We start from the raw sequence: 2959 nt of genomic DNA, 5'->3' as shown, positions 1-2959 counted from the left end.
AGGCTTCTGGTTAATCCATATTCTAAAAGATGTTAAGTTATATAAAGAAAGTGTAATAGAATTATTGAATTATATTGGTGAAGGAAAATTAAAATTAATAATAGGCAACACATTCCCCTTAGATGATGCGAAATTAGCTCATGAACTAATAGAAGGGCGTCAGACAATCGGAAAAATAGTATTAAATCCATAAATAAATTCATTAAGAGCATTTTGTTAAGGTGGGAGGAGAATGGGGATTTTGGAGAAAAGCGAGAAATTAATCGGTAAACCTACTAAAATAAGCTATCGGACCTGTCCACTGTGTGAAGCGACCTGTGGGTTAGAAATTCATACCCAGGAAGAAAAGGTTGTCCATATAAAGGGTGATAAACAGGATCCTTTTAGTAAAGGTTATTTATGTCCAAAGGGATATAGTGTAAAAGAACTCCACTCAGACCCAGATCGGGTTCGAAAACCGATGGTTCGTAATGGGGCAGAATGGCAAGAAGTTTCCTGGGAAGAAGCCTTCTCTGAAGTAAAAAAAGGTCTTCGTTCCGTTATCGAGGAGTATGGTAAGAATGCCGTCGCTGTTTATTTAGGAAACCCAAGCGTTCACAATTTAGGCAGTATGTTATATGTTCCAAACTTTTTACGTGCATTAGGAAGCAGGAGCATCTTTTCGGCTAGTACTTTAGATCAGATTCCAAAACAACTTTCATCTGAAATCATGTTTGGAAGTGATGCCAATCTACCCATTCCAGATATCGATCATACAAACTATCTATTGATGATTGGTGCCAATCCCCTTGCATCTAATGGCAGTTTAATGACTGCACCTAATATGAGAGAACGATTGAAGGCTCTAAAGGATCGTGGAGGAAAGTTAGTGGTCATTGACCCCGTTCGTACGGTTACAGCAAAACAAGCCGATGAACATTATTTTATACGTCCTGGGACAGACGCTCTGTTCCTATTCGGACTTATTTATACACTTTTCGAGGAAGGTTTAGTTAACCCTGGAAAGTTGGTTGATTATATTAACGGGCTTGATGAAATCAAGACCCTATCTGAGAATTTTACACCTGGAGTAGTTTCAGCTAAATGCGGAATTCCAGAAAACGACATTCGTCGGATAGCACGTGAACTTGCCAGCGCACCTCAAGCGATTGTTTACGGAAGAATGGGCACATGTACACAGCCTTTTGGCACCATGAATAGCTGGCTAGTAGATGTAGTAAATGTTCTAACAGGTAATTTGGACCGTTCGGGCGGTGTCATGTTTCCTAACCCAGCAACGAGGCGTGCATCTTCCAATAGAGTTCGATCGATACGGTATAACCGTTTTAAAAGTAGAGTAAGAAATATTCCTGAAGTCTTGGGTGAAATTCCTGTATCCTGCCTTGCAGAAGAGATTGAAACCCCTGGTCCTGGACAAATTAAAGCATTTGTTTCCATAGCTGGAAACCCTGCGCTTTCAGCACCGAATAGTCAACAATTACAATCTGCTCTTGAAAAAGTGGATTTTATGGTAAGTCTTGATTGTTATTTAAATGAAACATCTCGCAATGCAAATGTCCTGCTTCCTGTTCCTTCACCATTAGAGCGCTCACATTATGATATAACCTTTTACAATCTTGCTATCCGGAATATTGCCCACTATTCAAAACCTGTTTTTGACCTTCCAGCAGAACAACTAGATGAATGGCAGATTCTTCTCCATTTAGCTGCAGCCGTTGGTGAGGAAAAAATTGAAGGGGACATCATTAGTAAATTGGATGAACTTGCAATTAAGGAACTGATCAAACATGAAATAAAAAACCCGAATTCTCCTATTTACGAGCGGGACACAATAGAAATTACCGAATTGTTAAAGAATAGAAAAGGGCCGGAGCGTTTGCTTGATTTTTACCTTCGTGTGGGACCTTATGGAGAACACTTTGGAAGAAATCCTGAAGGACTAAGCTTATCTGTCTTAGAGGATCATCCACATGGAATGGACTTTGGAGCCCTTCAACCGAGAATTGACGATATATTGCAAACACCTTCAGGGAAAATTGAATTGTCATCACCAATTTTAACGAAGGATGTTGAGCGTCTTCGACAAACGCTTAATTCGAAAGCCGATTCCATACTATTGGTAGGGAGAAGAGACCTTCGGAGCAACAACTCCTGGCTGCACAATCTCCCGGTCCTAGTAAAAGGTGAAGACAGATGTACACTAATGATTCATACCAGTGATGCAGAAAGCTTAGGACTTTTGCAGGGAGATATGGCGATAGTGAATTCTCAAACAGGAACAATTGAAGTGCCGGTAATAATTACGGATGATATTATGCCGGGGACAGTAAGTCTGCCCCATGGATGGGGACATAACCTTTCAGGGACTCGTCTTGGGGTAGCAAGCCGACATGCGGGTGTTAACGTCAACCTGTTGACGGATGAGCAAATGATTGATCCGATATCGGGAAACGCAGTGCTTAATGGAATACCTATAATAATCGAAAAGGTAAAATGAGTAAGGTAAATGAACATGTCAAATAAAAGGGCTCGCCATTTTAGCGAGCCTGATTTATGCCTTTTTTAGTTTAATTTTCGTTCGAATTCCTGCCCACACTGCAATTAAAAGCCCACCAATCGTATCAGCAATTAAATCTGTCATTGTATCCTTATTTCCTCCGCCCTGTAAGGTCATATCGAAAAATTGGTCGGAGCTAAATTCATAAATTTCCCATAATACACCTCCGAGTGCGGCAAAGGATAGCGTAAATAAAAACACAAACCATGGCGATATCTTATCTCCCGCATTTCGATGAATCAAACGTTCATATAAAGCAATCCCAGAAAAAGCCAGAATGGCTCCACTGACCAAATGCATAAAAGTATCCCACCAACCAAGACCATACCAGCCTAGGATTGAACCTAGATATTGTGAACCAACTAAGAAAATTAAATATGAAATAACAATTGGTAAATTAAA

3 protein-coding genes are annotated in these 2959 nt (G+C 40.1%); 2 read left to right on the top strand and 1 reads right to left on the bottom strand.

The features are described 5' to 3' along the window. Both V7659_RS30990 and V7659_RS30985 read left to right on the top strand, forming a co-directional pair. A partial coding sequence (locus V7659_RS30990) for a zinc-binding dehydrogenase (protein ID WP_335543833.1) occupies positions 1-193 on the top strand: 193 nt, incomplete at its 5' end. A gap of 39 nt (positions 194-232) precedes the next feature. Further along, positions 233-2497, top strand: coding sequence for a molybdopterin oxidoreductase family protein (locus V7659_RS30985; protein ID WP_335543832.1), 2265 nt, complete (start codon positions 233-235; stop codon positions 2495-2497). Positions 2498-2551: 54 nt separating this feature from the next. Here V7659_RS30985 and V7659_RS30980 read toward each other — a convergent pair. Beyond that, positions 2552-2959 (bottom strand): hypothetical protein (locus tag V7659_RS30980; RefSeq protein ID WP_335543831.1); only part of this gene is annotated, 408 nt, incomplete at its 5' end.

This window comes from Neobacillus drentensis (genome assembly GCF_036966985.1).
In the GTDB taxonomy this organism is placed as follows: domain Bacteria; phylum Bacillota; class Bacilli; order Bacillales; family Cytobacillaceae; genus Neobacillus; species Neobacillus drentensis_E.
The sequence above is the reverse complement of the archived record's forward strand: the minus strand, read 5'-3'. Positions and strand labels throughout refer to the sequence as shown.

Excerpts from the sequence above, each read along its gene's own strand:
- V7659_RS30985 (WP_335543832.1), top strand. The coding sequence starts at position 233 with ATGGGGATTTTGGAGAAAAGCGAGAAATTAATCGGTAAACCTACTAAA.